Source organism: Desulfovibrio sp. 7SRBS1, from assembly GCF_049723905.1.
Classification (GTDB): Bacteria; Desulfobacterota; Desulfovibrionia; order Desulfovibrionales; family Desulfovibrionaceae.
This window is the reverse complement of sequence record NZ_JBJKFD010000001.1, coordinates 222,538-244,458: the sequence shown is the minus strand read 5'-3', so window position 1 is coordinate 244,458 and position 21,921 is coordinate 222,538. Positions and strand designations below refer to the sequence as shown.

14 protein-coding genes are annotated in these 21,921 nt (G+C 53.9%); 4 read left to right on the top strand and 10 right to left on the bottom strand.

The window, feature by feature from the left end:
- Positions 1-233: 233 nt before the first annotated feature.
- From ACI0FJ_RS01190 to ACI0FJ_RS01180, 3 genes are all read right to left on the bottom strand, one after another.
- Positions 234-3,947: a pyruvate carboxylase gene (locus tag ACI0FJ_RS01190; protein ID WP_424298027.1), complete on the bottom strand. Its 3,714-nt coding sequence runs from the start codon at positions 3,945-3,947 to the stop codon at positions 234-236.
- Between the two features lie 70 nt (positions 3,948-4,017).
- Complete coding sequence (locus ACI0FJ_RS01185) at positions 4,018-5,016, bottom strand: biotin--[acetyl-CoA-carboxylase] ligase (protein WP_424298026.1); 999 nt, start codon at positions 5,014-5,016, stop codon at positions 4,018-4,020.
- Complete coding sequence (locus tag ACI0FJ_RS01180; protein WP_424298025.1) at positions 5,003-5,983, bottom strand: chemotaxis protein; 981 nt, start codon at positions 5,981-5,983, stop codon at positions 5,003-5,005. The genes ACI0FJ_RS01185 and ACI0FJ_RS01180 overlap by 14 nt, the downstream gene beginning before the upstream one ends.
- Positions 5,984-6,477: 494 nt before the next feature.
- On the opposite strand from ACI0FJ_RS01180, the gene ACI0FJ_RS01175 reads away from it, so the two are divergent.
- Complete coding sequence (locus ACI0FJ_RS01175) at positions 6,478-10,362, top strand: class I adenylate cyclase (protein WP_424298024.1); 3,885 nt, start codon at positions 6,478-6,480, stop codon at positions 10,360-10,362.
- A gap of 85 nt (positions 10,363-10,447) precedes the next feature.
- The gene (locus tag ACI0FJ_RS01170; RefSeq protein WP_424298023.1) at positions 10,448-11,230 is read left to right on the top strand and encodes an MBL fold metallo-hydrolase; all 783 of its coding nucleotides are present in this window, start codon (positions 10,448-10,450) and stop codon (positions 11,228-11,230) included.
- Positions 11,231-11,320: 90 nt separating this feature from the next.
- Here ACI0FJ_RS01170 and ACI0FJ_RS01165 read toward each other — a convergent pair whose 3' ends face one another.
- The 5 genes from ACI0FJ_RS01165 to ACI0FJ_RS01145 form a co-directional block, all read right to left on the bottom strand.
- Entirely contained in the window at positions 11,321-15,298 is a 3,978-nt protein-coding gene (locus tag ACI0FJ_RS01165) for a class I adenylate cyclase (protein ID WP_424298022.1), read from the bottom strand.
- A 132-nt stretch (positions 15,299-15,430) separates the two neighbouring features.
- Positions 15,431-16,078 carry a DUF4254 domain-containing protein gene (locus tag ACI0FJ_RS01160; RefSeq protein ID WP_424298021.1) on the bottom strand — a complete coding sequence of 216 codons (648 nt, stop codon included), beginning with the start codon at positions 16,076-16,078 and terminating at the stop codon, positions 15,431-15,433.
- A gap of 63 nt (positions 16,079-16,141) precedes the next feature.
- Complete coding sequence (locus ACI0FJ_RS01155; protein WP_424298020.1) at positions 16,142-17,437, bottom strand: MltA domain-containing protein; 1,296 nt, start codon at positions 17,435-17,437, stop codon at positions 16,142-16,144.
- 11 nt (positions 17,438-17,448) lie between these two features.
- A complete protein-coding gene (locus tag ACI0FJ_RS01150; RefSeq protein ID WP_424298019.1) occupies positions 17,449-19,146 on the bottom strand; it encodes an ARMT1-like domain-containing protein in 1,698 nt (565 codons plus the stop codon).
- Between the two features lie 78 nt (positions 19,147-19,224).
- Positions 19,225-20,100, bottom strand: coding sequence for an NAD(+)/NADH kinase (locus ACI0FJ_RS01145; protein WP_424298018.1), 876 nt, complete (start codon positions 20,098-20,100; stop codon positions 19,225-19,227).
- A gap of 142 nt (positions 20,101-20,242) precedes the next feature.
- On the opposite strand from ACI0FJ_RS01145, the gene ACI0FJ_RS01140 reads away from it, so the two are divergent.
- Both ACI0FJ_RS01140 and flgM read left to right on the top strand, forming a co-directional pair.
- Positions 20,243-20,656, top strand: coding sequence for a DVU0524 family FlgM-associated protein (locus ACI0FJ_RS01140; protein WP_424298017.1), 414 nt, complete (start codon positions 20,243-20,245; stop codon positions 20,654-20,656).
- A gap of 135 nt (positions 20,657-20,791) precedes the next feature.
- A complete protein-coding gene (flgM, locus tag ACI0FJ_RS01135) occupies positions 20,792-21,094 on the top strand; it encodes a flagellar biosynthesis anti-sigma factor FlgM (RefSeq protein WP_424298016.1) in 303 nt (100 codons plus the stop codon).
- Between the two features lie 106 nt (positions 21,095-21,200).
- On the opposite strand, the gene fliW is transcribed toward flgM, so the two are convergent.
- Together fliW and csrA are read right to left on the bottom strand one after the other, a co-directional pair.
- Entirely contained in the window at positions 21,201-21,704 is a 504-nt protein-coding gene (gene fliW / locus ACI0FJ_RS01130) for a flagellar assembly protein FliW (RefSeq protein WP_424298015.1), read from the bottom strand.
- Complete coding sequence (gene csrA, locus ACI0FJ_RS01125) at positions 21,683-21,919, bottom strand: carbon storage regulator CsrA (RefSeq protein WP_424298014.1); 237 nt, start codon at positions 21,917-21,919, stop codon at positions 21,683-21,685. The genes fliW and csrA overlap by 22 nt, the downstream gene beginning before the upstream one ends.
- Between the last annotated feature and the right edge of the window lie 2 nt (positions 21,920-21,921).

Below are 21,921 nucleotides of genomic sequence, written 5' to 3'. Positions count from 1 at the left end.
ATGCAACGCATTTTTCCCGGGAAAACTCGGACGAAAACCGTGCCGTCACAGTTCAAGTCCCACGTTTTCGGTCTCGCACAGCCAGCCCGGCCAGTACAAGCCGCAGCCTTCGGCCCCGATGGGGAAATGCCGTCACACTTTATAACAGCGGAGAAAGCGGGAAAAGCAAACTGTACGCTTTTCCCGCCATCACCCGCATAATGCGCATGGATATACTTATAAGGACATGGTGCCTAAGACTTTGCGTCCAGTTTCTGTCCGCAGAAGGGGCAGAAAGTGAACTCATCGCGACCGACCGGTTCGTTGCAGGTGGGACAGGTGCTCTGTACGGGCCCCATAACCACCAGCAGTTCACCTTCCCGGACAGGAATCATCTTCTTGTCCTCCTGATAGTCGGCATCCTTGAGCACACGTTCGATCATGCCGTCCATGGGAGCCAGGACGGCTTTTTCCTGTTTCATGATGGAGATGTTGAACAACTCCTCATTCTTTTTGACAAAATCGCCAGGCGAGACATGCATGATCCACAGGTCGCCGTTACTGGGAGCGGCAACATGGTATTCGTTGGACGGGTCTGCCATCTCAACTGCACTCGCCTTTTGTCCCTTGGGTTCGGCAACTCTGACGTCGCAGCTCAGAATTTCCGAATCAACAACATAACGGACAACGCTTATGCCGCGCTCGTCCGGTTCCTGAATGTCCAGCAGGCTGAACTGGTGGGGACGTCCGGATTTTGAAACGAATTCCAGGTCTTCACCAGCGCGCAGACCTTCAAACCAGACATCGAGCGGCACCTGGTTCGGGTTGCCGAACTTGCGGTCGAACTCGATGGTCTTGAGCGCATCGCCCGGATGGTTGAGGTACATCACGACCTCTTCCTCGGTGGGCTCGCGCTTGAGACGGTCAGTCAGGGCCTTGCGTTCGGCCTCGATGTCCATATCCTCAATACTGTTCAACGGCGACACTTCGACACGCTCGGAAATGGCGCACTGCCATTCCGGACCGAAAGCGCTTTTGTAGACCCAGTCGGCGGGGAATCCCAACGGGAGCCTGCCGAACTTGCCCAGCAACAGCTGCCGGAACGCATCGTTGGAGTCGCGGTACAGGGAGAGACGATCTTCAAGCTCCGCCGGAGTCAGTTCGGACTCTGGCTTGGTGGTGACGGCGTGCAGCACTTCGAGCATGTCGCGCACTTCACGTTCGCCGCCGCGCTTGAACGCACCGGTTACCGCCAAAAATGCCGTGTTCCAGGTAATCTGCGAACCGGGCGTAACATCGTGGTAACGCACGATCTTCCGCGTACCGGCCAGGAATTCGAGCATATAGGGCAAAAGCCGGATGTATCCCTGCTTGAGTGCTCCTTCCTGCGAGGAGGAAGTGGCTCCGCCGGGCATTCCGTGCTCAACCACGTCGTAGTCGACGCCCTGGAAGTACGGTGCGGTATAGCGGTCGTAATAAGGCATGATCTGCTTGAGTACGAAGTTTGCGTCACGCAGGGACTTTTTGTTGAGCAGATTTTTCAGGCCGAATTCCTGTTCGCAGTAAGCTGCGGTGGAAAGTACCTCGCCCTGGCCGTACCAGCGCACGGTGGCGCCCATGGAAACGTCGACGATATGGGCTCCGGCTTCGGCCGCTGCGCCAACTGCCGGAACGAACAGGCCGTCTGTGCAGTGGCGGTGGTAATGCAGAACCAGATCGGGGTACCGCTTGCGGAGGGCACCGACGAGTTCACGCATGAACATCGGTGGGCAGACACCGCCCATATCCTTCAGGCCCAGAATGATCATGCGGCTGACCTTCTGAACCGATTCGCCCACAATGCGGGCACAGGAGGACAGAATTTCATCCGCCACCCCAAGATAATAGGGGACGTCAAAACCCTTTGCCCAGGATACGGAGATGGCCGGTTCCCAGATATTGCCCTTGTTTTCGGAACTGAGGACAACCTGTGCGAACGGCTCCATGTTTTCCATATGGTTGAGGAAGTCGAAGCACCGAACGATGTCGTATTCCTCGCACACCATCTGCCCGGTTACCTGCATGAGGTTCTTGGGCTGCGGCTTGTAACCAAGCACGTTGGTGGAGCGGATAAGAATCTGTTTCAGGCTCTTGGGTGCAAACTGGTTCCATTCCTTGGCCTCGGAAAACGGATAGGTCATGTTGGCGAGCATGGCCACGTGGAAGTGCGCCCCGCCGCCGTTTTCCAAAGAAAAGAAGTTACAGTTGTCCAGATACGGACCAACCAGACGGTCTTCGCCCAGACGGAAGCGGTTGCCGCTGTTGCTCTGGGTGCTGTCGCGCGTTGTCGTATCGGTAAAGTGCAGGATTCCGTCGGCCCTGGTATCGCGCACCTTGTCCAGAATGGCCATGCGATCGCCCCTGGGATAGGGGAAATCCGTGGCATCCATGTCCAAGGCGGGCATAACCGGAGAAAAGCGTCCCACACGTTTGTCCGAACTGCTGCGGTATTCGCCGAGCTGAACAAACGAGTTGTACCCTTTGGCCGAGATGTCCGCGATAAGACGAGCAGTACGAAAATGCTCGGGCTCTTCTTCGCGGTAGTCGAGTAGTTCCGGGTGCTTACGGATGAATTCCGTATTGAAATTCCCCTTTACGAAGTCATTGTGCTTCACGACCTCGAGATGGAAGGGAATGGTTGTTTTGACGCCGCCTATGACATATTCGCGCAGGCTGCGTTCCAGAGTGGAAAGCGTCTTGCCCCAAGTGCGTCCGTAGGCGATCAGCAGGGAGGCTGCCGAGTCGTACTGGGACGGGAACTCGTAGCCCATGCAGATGCAGGAGTCCATACGGACGCCCTGACCGCCGGGCGAAACATAGCGGGTGATGAGTCCCGCGTTGGGCGAAAACTTTTTTTGCGGATCTTCGCAGTTGATGCGGACCTGAATAGCATGCTGGCGGGGAACCGTGTTTTCCTTGTTGAATCGCAGCTTCGCACCAAAGGACACGGCGATCTGCTCTTCCACCAGGTCGATTCCATAACGGCATTCCGTAATGCCGTGTTCCACCTGCAGGCGGGTGTTGACTTCAATAAGATAAGGTGTGCCGTCCGCTTCCACCAAAAATTCCACTGTACAAAGCGAATGGTAGTTGACGGCTTTGGTCAACCTGGTTGCATATTCCTTGAGCTTGTTGCGCAGCTCTTCGGTCATGCCCGACCAGGGAGAAGGCGTAATCTCGACCAGCTTCTGGTGATTGCGCTGAATGGAGCAATCGCGTTCGTCAAACGCGAACACGTTGCCGTATTTATCCGCAATAACCTGAATTTCGATGTGCCGGATATCGCGCAGAAGTTTTTCCACGTACAGGCGAGGGTTGCCGAACGAAGCCTGGGCAAGAGCCGATGCCTTGGAAAAGGCGGACTCCATTTCATCCTCGTTGTAGACTTCGTAAATACCGCGTCCGCCGCCGCCGCCCTCGGCCTTGAGCATGATGGGGAATCCGATTTCCCGAGCCAGCTTACGTGCTTCATCCACGCTGACCGAGCCTTCGGAGCCCGGAACAACCGGCACATCCAGTTTCTTGGCCAGCTGGCGAACCGACACCTTGTTGCCCAGCTGGCGCATGGCCTCTGCATCGGGACCGATAAAAATAATCCCGGCATCAGCACATTTTTGTGGAAACGTGTCGTCCTCAGCTGCGAACCCCCACCCCGGATGGATGGCCTTGATACCGCGCAGATTTGCCTTTCTGATTATTTCGTCAATATTCAGGTAGGCCCTGTGGTCTGAACCAAGCAAAAGAAGTTCCCTGGCTGCAGCCGTGACCGGAGAGGCTTTGTCCACGTCGGTCACAGTCATGACCGACGCACCCTGGGCCATTTCACGAATGGTCCGGACGATGCGACGAGCCGGGATACCCCGGTTGGCCACGAGAATGGAGTGCCCCTTGATCTCTTCCATTACCTCTTCGAATGTCTTTCCTGTCATACTGCCACCAGATATACGTGAGTTTTTGCGCCGAAAAATGACAATTTCGCTATTCGGCAAGAAACGGTTTCTATACTAAGAAAAGGCTCCCAGAGTAAAGGGTGACTTTTCCACTATCCCGGAGAATCATTATCAATCCGCCATCCGGTCCAATCCCTGCAAGCTTGCCCTGCCACAGCTCATCACCGTCTCGCACCCCGACCTCGCGTCCCAGAAAGGCCATAACAATTTCGTAGCTTCGAAGCATATCTGCCCTGCCCTGCTCGTCCGCAAGACGGCCTATCTGCTCCATCAGTCCGAGATTAAGACGTTCCCAAAGCGAAAGCGGGCCGCTTTCGACGATATCCACATGTCCTGGGCCGAACGCACTCTCCGTACGCATGTCCTGCTCTGGCGGGACTGCGCACAGATTAATACCTATGCCGGCAACAATAAGCCCCTGGCGTTCTTCCACCAGGATGCCCCCCACTTTTTTATTGTCGCAAAGCAAATCGTTGGGCCATTTGACCTGCACTTCCTGTCCCATATCCCGCAACACACGACAGCAATGCAGCCCGAGGGCATGGGGCAACAAGGCGACGGCTTCGGGAGGAAGAGAAGACATTTGGGACGAGTTTCCGGCTTCGGAAGCCAGAACGACAGAAACATGAAGATTGCCAGGCAACGAACTCCAGGCCCGGCGCAGCTGACCGCGCCCTTCACCCTGCACTCCGACAATTACAGCGTCGCCAGGGCTCAACAGGCCACCTTCGGCCAGCTCCCGAGCAACCGACATGGTTGAGGCAGCATGCGCGCAGCAGACCGTCCCATGCACCAAGTCCCGGGCACCGACGAACACACCGTCCTTTTCGGTCCATGGACCGAAAGACTGGATATCCGAGGCCCAGAGCGGATGCAGAGACGACAGGGCGGTGACGGGGTCGGAGAGGGATTTTCCAGGCGCGTCGCCGTTACCGGCAGAAAAATGCCCTGCATAATTGGCAATAATTGCGGCCCGGCTCCTCAGACGGGAGCGGGCCGCTGAAATAACGGATGCGAAACCAAGTTCCGCTTCTTTACTCTTCCTCATCGTCGAATTTCAATCCTTGAAATTTGGTAAGCAACCTTTTGGTGGTGCCTACCAAAGTAGCGATATCCGGCTTGGATATCTGCTCGTCCGCTCCAACGGATTCCCCCTTGTGCCGGAGGCGCTCCGTAATAAGCGATGAAAAAAGAACAACCGGCAATACCTTGAGCTCAGGGTCTTCCTTGATGCGCCGGGTCAGATTGTGACCGTCCATGGCCGGCATTTCAATGTCGGAAATAATGATGTTCACGAAATCGAGAATGGACTTTCCTTCCCTGGCTGCCTGCTCTTTGAATTCGATGAGTTTGTCCCAGGCCATCTTGCCACTGTTGGTCCGGGTTACTTCAAACCCGGCCTTTTCCAGCCCACGCCCCATGGTTCTGCGGATCATGGTGGAATCGTCCGCGATAAGAATATGGACGGGCTTGTCCGTATGCAGGACCTCATTTTCCTTGGTCTCGTCAACCTTGAGAGCCAGCCCCGGGTTCAGCTCGGCAATAATACGCTCCATGTCCAGGATAAGAATGATCCGCTCCTCGAACTTGACCACGCCGGTGATGCTGCCCGAAGAGTAGCGCGTAAGCTGCTCACTGGGCGGTTCGACCTGTTCCCAGCTGATACGGTGGATTCGTTCTACACCAGACACAAGAAACGCATTGGTAACACTGTTGAATTCAGTAACAATTACTTTTGAATTTTCATCCGGGGTCATGCTTTTGCCAAGCCATAAGCTCAAATTGACCAATGGAATGACCCGCGAACGCAAATTGAATGCACCCATAACACTCGGGTGTGACGATTCGGGCATCTCCGTCACATCCGGCATACGAATAATTTCCAGGACTTTGGCTACGTTGACGCCATAATATCCCTTGTATTGCTTACCATTGACCTCGACTTCGTCGATATGAAATTCGACAATTTCGAGTTCGTTGGTTCCGGACTCCAATAAAATACTACTTTGGGTCATAGCCTCCTCCTGCATGGATCGAAAATAAGGGGCGTGCTGTGTATCGAATACGCAGATTGTCTTCCGTGGGCAATTATTTCTATCATATTTGCCTAATGGAACGACAAACTTTGTGAGAACAGGTGCTAGGAACTCAAGACTGGAACGCCTCCCTTCTTTTCTTTCCTTTGCTCACGTAAATACCTCCGCCTTTTTTTTCAAAAAATCAACAAACTCTCTGCCTCTGATGCGCATCAAAGGGGCTTTTTACAACTCTTCCTCAGCCATACCGCTACATTTTCAGGTATATTCTTTCGGCTTCACGATATGTTACATAATGAGAAATACAGAAGATTCATTCAGAAACGTTCAGAGGCAAAAGATGACCTGATTACTCATTTCATATATGGTTCCCTCTGTGCAAGCCAGGAATTTACGGCTATTATTTCAAATAATGAAAGCAGACAAATTTTATCTCCCTGAAAGTCTGTGTACCGTCCGGGACAGGAGAATGCATGCGTCTTGAAGACATCCATCCCGCTCTGGCGGGTATGGCTCCTTATCCTCCCTCGCCCATGCGATGGGACGATATCTCCTCATTTTACGAAGCCTACAAAGAGCTTTCTGCGCAGGCAGATCCGAAGACCGTCTCGGAGCAATCCTCCCGTATTGCCTATCAGCTCCTCAAGATTGCCGTTTCCAGCCATTCTACGGCACTCGTCAAGATAATCCTGAAGTTCTGGCTTCAGCTCGGAACAGTCGGTCGTATTCTGTTCGTCCGTTTTTTGGGAATGAAAGTCCTCCCTGCCAACGTACTTATGGAACTGGTTTCAACCATGCCCCTCAAGGACCAGTTCCATCTTCTCAACGAATTGCTCCTTGCCGGGTACTCCCCGGACCCGCACGTATCCACCTGGGCCAGGAACCTGCTTGCGTCGGACAGGTCGGAAAACCGGTACGATCACGACCAGGCGCTGTCTTTTCTGGCCGACTTGAACGAAGGGCACCGGACGCTGGCTCCTGGTACGGAAGAATTTCTGCGTCGTAATGACTTTTTCCCCTGGCTTCTGGGCCTGCTGGAGCACCCGCTGGACGAAACCGACATCCTGCGGGCCGCAAAAGTTGCCAGCATGATCCCGGACCGAAAAATCCAGGTGCTCCTTGCAGGATACATCGATGGTGACGAAAGCATACTGCAGGATACCGTTGTCGGAACATTGGAGAATATGGACTGCCGGCTGCCCAACAGCGAGGTCAAACGTCTGGTACAGGTGCTTCCCGGAGCGGCAGAATCCATGCGCCCGCGCCTGCTGCGTCTTATCCTGAACGCCAATGTCCCCAACCCGGAAAAACTGGCGGCATACATTTGCCACAACATCCCGGAAACCGGAAAAGAACTCGCCCAAGTACTCCCAAGCCTTCCGCCGGACCGCACCACCCGGTGTCTTTTGCTGCTCCCCCCAAAAATCCGGTCCCAAATTCTGGGCGACATGTTTCAACGAATATGTGTCGTTGACCCGGCTTTCCCCTGGCAATACACCCCGGTGGAGCAGGTCGATCCCAAAATTGCCCAGGAATTTGAACATGCCCTGCGCCCTACTTGGTCCGCGCCCGGTTCCTTGGAAGAAACAGACGAGGACCCGACTGTTCAGCGCATCGGAACCATACGTTCCGGCATTGAAGAACGAATCAAATACCTCATGGCAGACCACGAAACCGTACTTTCCCTTGCTTCCCGACGAGAGGTGAAGGGGACGCTTGCCGGAGTGGGAATCAGCGACATCAGCCTGCGAGATCGGAGTCTCAAATGGATCGACTGGAAAAACGCCCATCTTTACGGTGTCAGCTTCGAAAATATGACGCTGCACGATGTGGACTTTTCCGGATGCCTTATTGAAAACGTCATTTTCCATAACTGTCAGCTGCAGAAGACAGACTTCACAGGAGCTGTTTTCGTCAACTGCCTGTTCCAGTGGACGAATGTCAAAAATTCCAGTCTGGCGGAAACCACCATGTCCGAATGCCGTCTGAGCGACGTTTCATTTCAGGCATGCGATTTGGTCAATGCGGTCTGGGCCGGGATAGACTTGGCAATGAGCCGTGTTATTGAGTGCAGCTTGTGGGGGTTCAGAGCGCATAAGGCGGATCTGGCATGTATGCGGTTCATATCCACGGATTTTTCACACGCCCTGATGACACAGACCACGTTCAGGGGATGTGAATTTACCCAATGCCTGTTCGAAGGTGGGGAAATGCGCGACTCGGAAAGTACGGACTGCCGACACAATGCCTCGCTTTTCCGGCGTTGCCGCTTTGCCCGCTTTATTTCCGACACCCCCTCCGTAATGATCAGTATGCACGAAAGCATTCTGACCGGTCTTTCCGAAGAGTGCCCTCCGGAGTCCCTCCCCGAATGGGCTGGCACTCCAGGTGGAAACGCCGCCATCCGGGCTTTCATAGACAACTGGCAATACCGAGTGGAACTGCTGGCCCGGCGCGCCGCGTTTGCGAAAGAGGACAGACGCCGACTCGCCCTGGGTGTGGAAACTCTCGAACATGCCCGCGCTTCGGCACTCAAGATGATCCCTCTGCTCCTGGAACACGATCTTCTGGAAAAACGGCTGCAGATTCCGGAACAGATGCCCCTTTGTCGGGTGACGGCGTACACCCCCGACTACACGACATGGGACATGTACCAAAAACATTTCGATATCATCGCACTCGATCCGCCTCCAGCCGATGCCATCGCGGTCTCGGGGATATTTACCGTGGGAGCCTTTGGGAGCCTTGCCCAACTCAGCACCTCTTCGGTCGATCTGCTGATCTGCTGTCATAAGCCCGAAAAACAGGATGGCGACCTGACATCGGCACAGATGAACGGCTTACGAAACAAACTGGACCTCATCGGCCGCTGGGTCAAAGACGAGTTCGGGTTGGATCTGACCTTTCACCTGGTTTCCGAAGAGTCGGCACGGGAAAACTCCTTTGGCACTGCTGCGCATGAAAGTGTGCCCTCGGCCCAAGGGGCGCTGATCAAGGACGATATCTACGCAACCTCCATCCGCCTTTACGGACGGGATATGCTGTGGCGCATGACGCCCTTCCATTCCCCGTCCGACCGTTATGCGGCTGCCGTCAAGGAAATCCATACCCTCTGGCCCGAACTGCCCAGCCACTACCTGGACCTCGGCCCCTTACCGAGACTCAGCCCGGAAAGCTATGTAAAGGCCCTCCTGTGGAGGACGATCAAGACGTTCGACAGACCGTACAAGGCCATCAGAGCATTGGTTGGGCTGCTGCAATGCGTGGAACGCAACCAGCCCCCATCCTATATATGTGATAAGTACAAAAAAGCCGTCTTTGCCGGAGAGTTGCGGCCCGACCCCTTTGCCATGGCTTTTGAACATGCCAGAGAACCATATGAGGACGGGAGCAGGCCCGAACTCTCGGAATTGCTCAACATCCTCTTCATACTGAAAACACAGTGCGACCAGGAGGTCGGTCCCCTTACCCATCCTTCCCTTGTGTTGCGCCAGATCGACTCCCGCAAGATACTTGAGTGCTGCCCGATCAAACCTGCCGTTCTCTGCAAAAAAGCAACGCACGACTTTGAATTTTTGGCCGAACTGGGCAAGCAAATAAGCCTTTTCATGGTGAGCGCTTTTGAAACGGTACGTAACTCGTTTTGGGGACGCTTCGGACTTACCCCGCAGGAATCACCGGAACTGGAGCGTCTGGGACGCAAACTGGCATCGAGCTTCCGGCCCGGCAAACGCAAAATTGAACGTCTGGCTCTGGTCCGCCCCATGAGCAGCTTGTTCAGCGAGGTCGGACTTTATGCCGAAAAGGCACCGGGACGTCCCACAATTTGGGTAGCCAAAGGAAACCTGACATCCGGATTGGACAGACGCGAAGACATGGTGGATGTACGGCGTGATGACAATCTCCATGCACTTTTCGCATGGCTGCTGGCCAACGGCTTTTATACGCCCAAAATTACCATGGATGCGGACCATAGCATGAATCCGATATCCCCGAGAAACGTTCGCGAATTGGCTGCAGCTCTGCAAGAGTTCTTTCCAAAACGGAAAACCTTCGATATGAATTTCGTCACCCTACCAGATAAACAGGAGATCACCCGCGCCCTGTTCATTATGAATCTGGTCACGGCCAGGGATATAAACCGGGTATTCGAGACTGGCATAGTCTACTCCACGAACATGGGAGAGATGTTTTGTGCACATTCCCAGGTCTACGACCAGACAATCAAAGACAACCCACTGCAATATCTAAAAAAAATAACAGCACAGCCCTGTTCGAAAGATATCGAACTGGGCTACTTCATTCCGGGGAAATCCCGTTGTCCCAGGCCGGACATTCCAAAGTTCCCAAGCAGCTGATGCCCATGATGCTTCATTGCGGCAACAGAGCCTCCGGATATATCGCCAGCCACCAACGTCCCGGCAATGCCCTGGGGAGACAGTCATGAAATTAACCTTTCTAGGAAGCGGCTCGGCTTTCACCTGCGGCGGAAATTATCAATCGAACCTGCTGTTTGAAGCCGGAGGAGAAAGGCTTCTGATAGACTGCGGTTCGGACGTTCGCCACGCTCTGCATGAAAAAGGGCTTTTTTATCGCGACATCGACGCGGTATACATTTCCCACCTGCATTCGGATCATGTCGGAGGCATGGAATGGCTTGGTTTCTCGTGCCTGTTCGACCCCGAAACATCACGTCCCGACCTCTATATCAACGAAAATCTCAAGGAAAAACTGTGGTTCAATGTGCTGCAGGGCGGAATGGGATCACTGGAGGGAGAAACTCCTGACCTGCACTCCTATTTCAAAGTCCACAGTGTGCCGAACAATGGTTTTTTCCTTTGGAACGGGGTCAAATTCCAGCTGGTGCAGACCATACACGTTATAAACGGGTACCATTATGCGCCCTGCTTCGGCCTCCTGTTCAATGTCCAAGGGGTCAATGTCTTTTTCAGCAGCGATATCCAATACGCTCCCAAACAGTTTTCCATGTTTTACGAAGCCGCGGACATCATTTTTCACGATGCCGAGACACTGCCGCTCACCACAGGTGTTCATCCCAGTTTCGAGGATTTGTGCAACCTTCCTGACGCCGTGCGGGACAAGATGTGGCTGTACCACTACAACCCCGGCGAACTTCCCGATGCGCGCGCCGCAGGCTTCCGAGGTTTTGTGGAAAAAGGACAGGTTTTTGACTTTGCGGACCGAAAAACGCTCCTGCCCAGGTAATACCTCTGCATTCCCGACACATTCCTGCAGTCCGCCACAACGGCTGCCCCCAAAAAAAATCTCCACACCATATTGGCTGGAGATTTTTTTTTAAATAAATTTGACTCTTGGACATTGTGATCGGCGGGGAGAATAACATCTGTACTCTGTAGCCAGTGTACAGGGCAGCGGCAGATTCTTTTTCAAAAACTGGTCGGGATCCGCAGCGATGGAGGCAGCCTCGCCCCCCTTTACCCGATGGGTATACAGTTCTCCCCATGAGGTCATGTAGATCAGCCCCACATCCACTGCTTCCCGCAATTCCCTTGGCACGGTCAAATTAACGCTGCAAAAGACCTTGGCGACCTGCTCTTCCTTGAGAAATACATCCAAATCTGATGCGATCATACCGGAAAACGGTACAAATTCAGACAGCTCGTTGAGAATGGCGACAACATCGTCCATGCCCAGCGGAGCGGTGTTTTCCATCCGCAGCGGCATGCCCGGTGTATAGATGCCGTTGCAGGCAAGCCAGGCCAGAACTTCATATACATTGGTATGATGAAAAAGTTCCTCAAAATATCCACTGCGCGTCTGGCTGCTGCGGCCTCTCACGGCCCAACGGGTGGTCTTGCCCGGTGCCTTTATTCCCTCCAGCAACAGCTCGGAAAGAGAAGAATTGTCTCCGCCTAAAAACGGCACCAATCCGACTTTTCCCTTTTTAGGGGCATAGACCGCAAGAATCTGCCGCCCCAACCTCGTCAAATCCTCCACCGTGATACGAACTTCCCGGTCCTGCACGGCAACGCCTTCGCTGGAGATCCGACTGTAGGTTTCAAGGATGAAGCGATTAACGCTTTCACCAATGCGTCGTTTTTTACGGAAGCTCCAGGCTGAGGGCATCTGCTGCTCCCCAGGCTCTCCGCCCCTGGGCTTGAAGACGTCCCGTAAAATAACCTGCTCTATCTCCGTAGATGCATGCCCCAAAACAAGCTGCATCCCGGCTGCGCCGATACGCTGCATAAAAGCCTCGGCCACAAGCCTTTCCGCGTTGGGAAGCCCCATGGACACGTAAAAACGGGAAACCTCCGCAAACAAGGCGGCGTATGCATCCTTAAACATGGAGCCATTGCGCCCGGACAAAATAACCTGACGTATGCGTTCGCAGAGCAGGGGGACCTTCTTATCCAACCGTCGGGCATAGCGTTCGAGCAACCCGAACTTCATCACGGTCTTGAAAGGACTTTTTACAGCCTTGACCATCTGCCAAAGGCAGGCACCAAAAAACTCTTCGGGGGGAATATGCTCCAGGCTTCCAAAATCGGCCACCCGGGGCGTCCCCACTACAGGATAGATCATGCTGTCCAGAACACGCTCTTCATATTCTCCGGGCTGGGCAGCAGGGGGCATAAGCCACCAGGCAAGCGACTTTCCGGCAAACTTCAAAGCTGTTCTGTAAAATTCATCTTTAAGCAAAAGCGCCTGGGCCGATCCCGAACTTTCCTTGTCGCTGAACCCAAAACGGTTGTTTCGAACTTCGTCCGAGGTCATCAGAAAGAAATGCGTTTCCAGGCCAAAGGTATCCCATGCGTAGCATTCCAAGGCCCGGAGCTTTGTCGTAAGGGCGGCACGTTCCTGTTTTGAAGGCCTCACGCCCTCTTCCAGACAAACCCAGCAATCAAAATCCGATTCCAAGGTCTGGGCCAAAGTTCCAAGACTGCCAATGGAGTATATCGCTGACACTTTTCCATGGGTCTGGTGGAACAAATGGTCGGGGGTCTTACCAAAATATTGGCGACACAATTCAAGTTCACGAAACGATGGAACATATGAGGAAATAAGGGGACAAGGGGCCTTGTCGTCCAGGCCAAGCTGTTCGTGTGCCACATCCGTACACAGCATAAGTGGAAAAAGCCGCAGAAATTCAAGCTGTTTGGGCTCGCAGCGCTCCGCCATGAACTCCAAACGCTGAAACGTATTGTGCAGCATGGCTTTTTCGTTACGGCCGAAAGACCAATGTCTGGCCCACAGATAAAGCAGGTTACGCGCCAAAGCCATGCCTTCGGGAGAAGCTGAAAACTTCAGGGATTCATTGCCTTGGTCGAACATGGTTTCGTCGACAAAGACCTGCTCCCCGTCTTCACTCATGGCTGCGTTTTCAAGTCCCACAGCCCGCTCCCGGAAACCGTCCAGCATGGCCCCCATCATGTCGGGAAGATCACTTTCACAACCGGCCAAACGACAGCCAATCCGCCCACCCCGAACGCTTCCACCGCGAAAGACACAAGCTCTGCATTTCAGCCCGGCCATATCGCATTCGAAATACTCGCAACCAAGTGAAACGACGTCTCGCCAGGCCCCGAAAGTAAAGGAGGTTTCGCTGAACCGGCAGGCTTCCAGACGGACATTGCGCGCTATGGCCCCATGCATGGTTGAGACGGAAATTTCGACCAATTTGGAAGTGCCGTTCTCCCATACCGTGTCGTCCATGAGGCATTCTTCAAAAGAACAATCCTGGATGGCATAATCGGAAATGACTGCCCCGGTAAAATCGCACCGAAAAAAACGGCAATTCACCAACCGACATCCGCTAAAATCGACGCCTCCGAAATTGACGTAATCGAAGCGGCAGGAATCGAACGTCACGGACTGCATACGGCATCTCGTGAAATCGGTAGATATAACCCGCATTTCGTCAAAAACGACATTCTTGAATACGCAATCCCGCGCAATACACTTTTCCATCCGGCTGCGGCGCAGCTTCCTGCCCCCCAGAGAGACCCCGGAAATTTCAAGATTCCGAAACGGGCCTCTGTCCTTTAAAATCACATCCGGGACGACCTGCTCCCTGCTCCCCAGAATACGCTGTAAAAAAGACTGCTTCTGCGGTTCGGTTTCCTTTACGGCGGAGAGCGGAGGAAGATTGCGATCCCGGGCCTGGGACAAATACGATTCAAAACGCTCATCATCTTCTTTGATAAGACGCTGCAACGCACCGCTCAGCTTTTCGACTTCCACCTTGGCTGCAGTGCCTGCGTAGCCACTATCCAAACACGACAAAACAAATTTGGGAGCCAAAGAGCAAGAAAGAGAAAAAAGATACCTGCAAAGAGGCGCCTGATCTGCCTTGGCAATCGACTTGATGAAAAAACCGAAATCCCGCTCCCCCAAGGTCAGAAGACGTGGAGCCAGGTGTTTGCGCATGGAGGGCGTTTTGAGAAAAAGCCGAGCCAAAACAAGACCGGACTTGGGCCAGTCCAGACGGCACAAGACGGCGGCCGCCCGCTCCCGCACACGGATGGTCCCCTTGCCAAGATACCGACAGACCGCTTTGGCCAAGCCGTCGTGTCCCCGCCCGCCCCTTCTTTCCGCAAGCTCCCAGACATGTTCTCCGGGAATCCGCTCTCCATCGAGACGGGCCAACAGAAACGACAAGGTCAAAGTGGGTACATCGAGCACGCACAAGGCCCAAGCCAAGGCTTTGTCCGTTTTTTCCGAATGGTCCGGCAGGGTGACCTGCGCCTGCATCCACTTTTCAAATCCGGAATCCAGAATCAAGGCCTTGAGCGGATAGAAAATACGCATATGCTCCCGGCCCAGTCCCGCAAAAAACAAAAGCAATGTTGTCGGGTCCTGGGTACTGCCCGAAGCAGCCAAATCCAACATGAGACGACGCAGTGAAGGATCGGACTCGTCGCCCCGCAACAACCACTGATTCGCCAGAAAAAGCTGCTCCAAAGGACGCAGCTCATGGAGAAGTGCGACCAGATCCGAGCCCCCAATGGTGGAAGACGACACAACGTCGGCCGCCGCAAGCCAGCCATCCCGGCCAATATTGAGCATGGCCTTGAAACTCAGGGTGAGGAATTTGAGATCGATTGTAGCGGATGCAGCAACACGTAGATGTCTGGCAAAGCGGCCATACATCCGTCGCTGCTCAGAGGACTTGGACTCGAAGGAATGATACAGCCGGACCAGGTGTTTGATGCACGTGGTCATCCGTCCCCAGTCATTCGGCCGGGGAGGATACAAGACCCGCTCCATGGATGTAACGAGTCCTTTCAATTCATCAAGTGATTTAGCACTCATGCTCGACTTCGTGTTCGAAAATTGCCGGGCTGCCGCAGATGCATTTCGGGTAGGCAGAAAATACGCCCCATTTCATGCGCACCCAACTATACGCTTTTCCTCTTTTAGCGCCAATCCCCGCATAACGAGAACCTATCCCTTTGCCGAGGCTTTTCCGGATGCATACAAGGAAGGATTAAGGGTCGGGTCATTATACATTTTGAATTGAAAATAGACCTTGGGGCGTTTGCGTCCTTGTTGGTATTCCTCCAAAAGTTCAAACAAACTTCTGATGAGATCGGTTCGCTGCTCACGGAGCACTTCGGCACGGCGGCGGCAGGTCTGCTTATGCTTGTCATCGACATCCCCCCGGGTCACCTGCTCATCCATGTGAAAGATCTTCAGGCTGTTGATGGAAAGGCGGTCCACCGCGCTGCCAACGGTTTCGGTATTGTATCGGTCCTGAACATCAGCGGGAAGCAACGGTACGATAACGGCCACCAGACATTCGTCCATGCGCTCGATAAGGTCGTTACGACGTTGGTTCAGCTTGTCGATACGGCGCTTGCAGTCCGCGATCACTTCCGCATCAACATCCACCATGCGGGCGTCGTCTTCAACATGCCAAAGCTGAAAATTCTCCCAATGATTTTGCAGTATCAATCCGGTCAGCCGTTCAAGCGGAGCATCTCCCGTAACCAGGTCGTCGCTCACAGGTTCGCTGGTATGCCAATCACCGGTGGCGGCGAGTTGAAGTGTAAAAGCATCTGTCAGTCTGTCGATAAGCTCTTTGAAACTCACGTATATGTCCTTAAAGTATGGCGTAGTTGCTGTAATAATGTCGTGGCCGTAAAAAACGGCGAATCACTTATGGGCCAACACCCGTTTGCTGACCATGATATATGTCGTCACGGGGTTCTTGATGCGGAAGGCCATATACTCCTTCTTATCCCCTATGCCGCAGTAAAAATCGATGCGATGGCCCTTGATGACCCCGCCCGTATCCTGGGCAAGCCCAAGACCATAGACGCGTTTGCGCGGCTGGCCGGGTTCCGTGGGCAGCTCTACGGAAAACGGAACAATGGCCCCAAGGGGAAGTACCGAAGGATCAGTCGCCAGACTGACCATCCCGGTCAACGGTTTGCCGATGGAACCTTCCGGTGGAACATCTCCCAACTTGAAGAAGACATAGCTCGGATTGTGGGCCAAAAGCTCCATCTTGCCCTCGGAGCCCGCCTTGTCGAGCGCGCTGCGGATGCCGTCACGATCCAGCTTGTTTCGGGCTATCTTGCCCGTTTCGAGCATGTACCGGGCAGTGGACCGGAAACGCCTTCCATTCTGCCCTGCATACAAAACATATCGAAAGTCGCCGTCAGGAAGACGAAGAAATCCGGAGCCCTGCACCTGGAGATGATAAATATCCCATGGGTGCTTGGCCCAGGCAATTTCCAATCCCCTCCCATTGAGTGCGCCATCAATGTCAATTTCGCGCCGGTCAAAATACGGCAGGGCCTTGTCTCCTTCGGTCCGGTAAATCAACCGCTGCCCTCTCCAGCGCGGATGAAACTCTCCCAGATCCAAACGCTCCAGATCGGCAGGAAGACCATAAATAGGATACTTGTAACCGGGCCTGGGTGTCAGGCTGGCGTCGATTGCCGGGGCGTAATACCCGGTCATAAGTGGTTCCGGTGCAAGCCGGTACCAGGTAAAACGCTCGGCCAACAGTTCCGGATTTTTTTTCAGAGCCGGAAGCAGCGCTATAAGTTCGCTCACACTGCTCCCCAACTGCCCCCAGGTCAGCCGCAATCCAGGCTGCCGTACAGCCAGAGCTGTCTGGTCGTGGGCCTGGATGTACTCCAGACTGCGCAAAAGTGGCAGTCCAAGATCTTTCCAGGAGGTGAGGTCCTGCTCTTTGATGTCGATATGCCGGGCAAATGTTTCGGCCGTGTCCTGCGCTGCAGGAGAAAAACCGCGCACTGGCCCAGGAGTTTTGGGAGCGGTTTCCAGAGCCGGAATATGTTTTTCACCGACGGTTTTCGGAGCGGCCGGTTCCACCGGGCGTTTTCCCCTGGGAGCACAGCCAAAAACAGCAAGAAGAAAAAGAACGGTAAGAATTGCCGCTGCAACGCGGAACCTTCTTACCGTGATCGGGGGAATCACGGAATATTTCCTCATTGGCAATCAATGGCCGAATCACAGAACTTGCCCACGCCGTATTCCCTGCGACGGAAAAACTTATCGGGCGACGGACCGATGATCTGCATTTCGGGATTGGTTTTCTGCACGTCCAAAGCAATGTGCATTTCCTTGGTACAACCGGTGGAATAAGTTGAGTCCTTACCGGTCCAAAACGATGGAACCTTCTGTCCCATCAGCTCGAAGCTCTTTTCAATATCAGCCACGGTCTGGAAGCGCCAGACGTCGATCAACCCGCTACGCTGGACCTTTTCCCACATAAACATCAGGTCGTCGGCGTCCATGCCTTCCACAAAGTGCTCGCCGGGGTTGATGATGAAGGTCTTGTCCAGACGTTCGCGCAGATGGTCGACAAACTCGTCCACAACCTTGAGAGCTGTGGCCGTCTGCCCAGGGATGGAACCGATGATGGCCGAATAGAACATCACGGAATTCCCCTGCTGCTTGGCTTTGCGCATCTGGTTGATGATGTTGCGCGCCATGGCGCTGATACCGGTTTCTGAAAATTTGCTGATGCGGGCGGGCTTGGGTTTGACCTCTGCCCGAAAGACACCCTTCGCGTCACGGTAATAACACAGTATATCCCGCGTGAATTCGTGCCCGACACGGAGCAGACGACGTGAATTGGCCGCCCCCTTGGCAATGATCAAGTCCGCTTCCTTCCAGGCGCGGGCAAAGGTTACGCTGACTCTGTACAGGTTCAGCTCCTCGCGGGTTCCATCTGAAATAACAAGAAAACCATTGGCCTGCTGCAGGCGTATCAGCTCGTTTTTGCCCAGACGGGCTTCCGGCACGAAATGCGCTTCGCGCAACTGCCCGGAAAGTACGGAATCGTAATCCCAATCCCAAAACGACGGAGCATCGAAGAAAAAGCCTTCCTTAAGGGCCAGCACCACTTTATGCCCCTGGCGCAACAGCGAGCGAATGAAAAGCAGATCAAAAATCAACCCGCCGCTGGTGTCCGGCAGGTAAAGAATTTTCTGCCCTTTTCCGGCATCGCCGTGGAACAGGTTTCGCACTACGGAAAATTGTTCGGAGCAGGCCTCGTACCGAACGGCCAGCTCTCCAGGCTCGAGCGCCTTCCCGCCGTTCCACAATTCCGGGGTTACAGCCAGCAGCATAAGCCGCGTCATTTCCATCATATCCAGGTCGAACCGGGCCTGTGCCAAAGTCAGCCTGCCGTCTCCGGCTGTTGTCGCTTTTTCCGCAACATCCCGGGGTAAGAGTTGCAAAAAAGAAAACAACTCTCGGCTCTTGAGGCTTGCAAAAGCCCGTTCATTGGCCAGCCGACGGCGCTCGCGGTGCGGATCGCTGATACCGCCCAGGGTCAGAAACATGGTCACAAAGCGCTTCAGCAACCGCGAAGGAATCATGTTGGGCGATGCCAGCACTTCGCGAAACTTGTACCGGCACAACCCGAGAATCCGCCGCCGTGTGCTTTGCTCGGGGACATACGTATACACGAGATTCACAAGGGTGTGCCATTTGTCTGCGTACGCCCTGAGCAAGTCGTGATCCAGGGAATCGTTGATAAGATGGCTGAGCATCCTGTCCGAGCAGGAGGCAAAAAAAAGGTCGTCGTCCAGACAGACCATAAACCGCATCTGCTCGGGCGAAGCATTTTTGTCCGGCTCTGTGGCGTAGTAAATGTTGTTGACCGTCATAAAATGCATGAGCCAGGCATCCAACGCAGGGTCAACACCAAACTGAATGTCCAAAGCCGAAAAAAATTCAGGCAATTCGGGCAAGGTTCACCTCTCGGTCAAAAAACCCTTGGTCACAAGCGTACTGAAGAAAGAGGCTCCGTTGGGCACAAGCAGTCGCAACGGGTAGCGTGCGCACCGAAACGTGATGCGGTCACCCTCCTGCATGGGAAAGGCTCTCTGCCCATCCTCAGTCAGAATAACCTCGCCAGCCTTGTCTTCATTAATGACGGCAAGCGAGGCATCGGAAGGAACAACCAACGGATTGAAATAGTTACGAAAAGGACAGATTGGCGTAATACAGAAGGCGTCTATCCGGGGATGGATGACCGGCCCCCCCGCGGAAATGGAATAGGCAGTCGAGCCCGTAGGCGTGGCGATGACAAGTCCGTCCGAACGCAGGTCGCCCCGGCGTTCTCCGTCCAACTCCACTGCCAGACGCACCAGCCGGGCCACCATACCGCGGCTGACAGCCACATCGTTGATGGCCAATCCACACCGGATAGGCTGTCCGTCTCGCTCCAATGTATATTCAAGGACGGTACGCTCTTCCACACTAAACTGGCCGTCCAAAATATCTTGCAGAACGGTTTGCCATTGCCTTTGTTCAACAGCTGTCAAAAAACCGACTTTCCCCTGGTTGACTCCAAGCAAGGGGATTTCACGATGCAATGTTTCCCTGGCTGCTGAAATAAATGTTCCGTCTCCCCCCAAAACCAGAACAAGGTCGGGAAGAGGGGCCACATCACGTAAATCGTCCTTTTCAGGTTCATGTTCCCGCAAAGTTGCTTTCACTCCGGCTTGTGCGAGCCAAGCCGCAATATCCCGCCCGGACTGTTCCGCTTCGGGATGATCTTTTCTGACGATAATGGCTATATGGGACAATGGTTTGTGCATGGTCTGTCTTTGGTAGTTGAAACCCATGCGGGATTCAAGACCTCCACTGCCGAAACTCTCTACGAGGCCTTTTTATCCGCTGATTTAATTTTTTTTATTTTTTTTCGCTCCACCCCTAAAGTTTGCCACGGCTAAAGCCGATAAAGAAACCGAGAAAGGGTGAAATGTAATGACTCAAAATGCCATAGAAACACACACCATGCTGCGCACCTATGGAAAGCAGCTCATCAGCTCAAGGCGACTGACGCGATACGTACGCCGTCTGCGCGGAGATCGCCCGGCGGAATCGCAGGAGCAGAAGCACGCCAAGCGTATGGCACTTGTGGAGCAAATCGCCCGCGAACTGGTAGACAATCTTCTGGTGCTTGGCATTGACAATCCCGTGGTGAATGAGCTCAAGCAGCGTTTGGAAGTTGTTGCCGGTGGGGAATTATTTTTCGAATATCCCTACATGGAACAGGACTTGCAAGTTTTCAAGAATACCCCAGACGGTCCTGTCAGGCTCAACCCCGAGGAAACACAAGACCTGCTGGCGCATCTCTGGGAAATTGCCCTGGACACGGTGGACCGTTCCCTGATGTGATCGGCACAAAAGAAAAAAATTTCTTTTGACCTGATATTAAGAACCGCCCTATAGGGGACGATAAGAAAGACAAGAGAAAAAACACATACACGGTTTGTATATCCTTAAAGATTTGGAGAGATCGGGGGAAATGGCATGATAATCAAGAACTTGCTCCAGGGGACCAACCCCTACGACACCAAGAAGATCGACAAGTCGCGTATCCAGGATATCGCGGCGAAGGGAAAGACCGCTCCCGGGGCGGATGCGGACAAGATCAATCTTTCCGAAGAAGCCCGGCTGCGCAGTGTCGCCCTTTCCGAGGCCAACAGCTCGGACGGTATGCGCAACGAACGCATTGCAGAACTCAAGGCGAAGGTTGCCAACGGTTCCTACCAGCCCGACCTTCATAAGACGGCTGAAAACCTTGTAAAACAGGATCTTGAGCTGCTGATGTAAGCGTGCTGTCGACGTACGGCTTTCCCCCCGTTCCGACGAGTATACTCAAAAGGGCCGCAAAAACGGCCCTTTTTTATGATCCTATTTCACGCGGTAACGGAAAAAACTACTTGTGTTCCGCATCCTCTTCAGCTTCCGCCTTCTTTTCCCCCACTGTGTCTTCGTCCTTTTCCTGCGGGTCCAACCGATAATGGCTGGGCAGTGAAGGATCGGTCTGAGGGACCTGCAGCCCGATACGCGACGAGCTGTTGATGAGAATGGGACCGGTGAGGTTCAATGTTGTTTCCTCGGGACGACCTGGCGGAATGCTCACCGTGACCAATACGGCCAATTCGCGAATGGAGTTGATGCGCAAAATTCTCTGCTCCGCATCGCCCACGTTCAGCTCGTACCCTTCATAAAAAGGATAGGGGTCGGTCACGATGAGGCCCAACGACCTGTCGCTAAGACATTGCAGCAACATAAAGGGAGTATCGTCCCGTATTTGCAGCAAGGCGAACTCGTGTCTGTCCTCGAAGCCGATAAGACCTTTGGGGAAATGGATCGAACGCGACAAGTCCACAGTGCGTTCGCCCACCCTTGTCTGAATTACGATTTCCTTTTTTGCCATAGGGAAGCCGCCGCCATAAGGTCCTGATCGAGCGATTCAAGGGCCATTCTATTCTGCTGCCTGACCTTGATATAAAGCTCTTCGCGATACACCGGCACATCGTCCGGCACATCGAGCCCTATCTTGATCTGCTTGCCCTTCACGCTCAGGACCGTGATCTTGATGTTGTCGCCAAGGTGAATGCTCTCCCCTGGCCGCCTGGTAAGTATGAGCATGT